The organism is Frankia sp. AiPs1 (assembly GCF_023716945.1).
In the GTDB taxonomy this organism is placed as follows: Bacteria; Actinomycetota; Actinomycetes; order Frankiales; family Frankiaceae; genus Frankia.
Genome location: NZ_JAMQQF010001087.1, coordinates 1 through 839, shown reverse-complemented (window position 1 = coordinate 839; position 839 = coordinate 1). Strand labels below are relative to the sequence as shown.

Here is an 839-nt window from a genome sequence, read left to right as displayed (position 1 = left end):
GCGCGGGGCTGCTCGCGCGCCGGCTCGTCGACGCCGGGCTCGTTCACCCGCTCCCGCCGCGTCGTGCCTCGTCGGCGGGCACGGTCGCCGGAGTCATCGAGGTCATCGGGGTCGCCGGGGGCCAGCCCGGCGTCGCCGGGGTCGCTGAGGTCACGGGGGTCACGGCTGTCGTCCCGGTGCGGGATGGGGTTGGGCGCGTCGGTGCACTGGTCGGCGCGCTGCGTGGGCAGTGCGCCGAGGTCATCGTCGTCGACGATGGCTCCCGCGATGACACCTCGGCCGAGGCCGCCGCGGCCGGCGCCCGGGTGATCCGGCACGACCAGTCCCGCGGCCCCGCCGCGGCGCGTACCAGCGGCGCCCGGGCCGCCCGCACCGAGACGATCGTCTTCTGCGACTGCGACGTCCGGCCCACCGCCGACTGGCTCGACCGCCTCGTCGCCCACCTCGCCGACCCGGCGGTCGTCGCCGTCGCGCCCCGGGTCGCCTCTCCGGTGCCGGCGGCGTCGCGGGGGGGCCTGCGGGAGCGCTACGAGGCGGGCCGTTCCCCGCTCGATCTCGGGCCCTGGCCGGCGGCGGTGCGCCCTGGCGGGCGGGTGTCGTACGTGCCGTCGGCCGCGCTGCTCATCCGGCGGGAACACGCCGCGTTCGATCCGGAGCTGCGTTTCGGGGAGGACGTCGACCTGGTGTGGCGGCTCGTCGGCGCCGGCCACACCGTCCGATACGAGCCGGCGGCGGTGGTGCACCATGATCCGCGGCCGTCCTGGCGGGCCTGGGCGCGCCAGCGCCACGGCTACGGTTCGTCGGCGGCGCAGCTCGCCCGGCGGCATCCCGGCCCGCTG

1 protein-coding gene is annotated in these 839 nt (G+C 78.3%); it reads left to right on the top strand.

Features of this window, described 5'->3' with window-relative positions:
- The coding region (locus ND748_RS33030; protein ID WP_251750160.1) for a glycosyltransferase at positions 1 to 839 on the top strand (839 nt) is incomplete at both ends.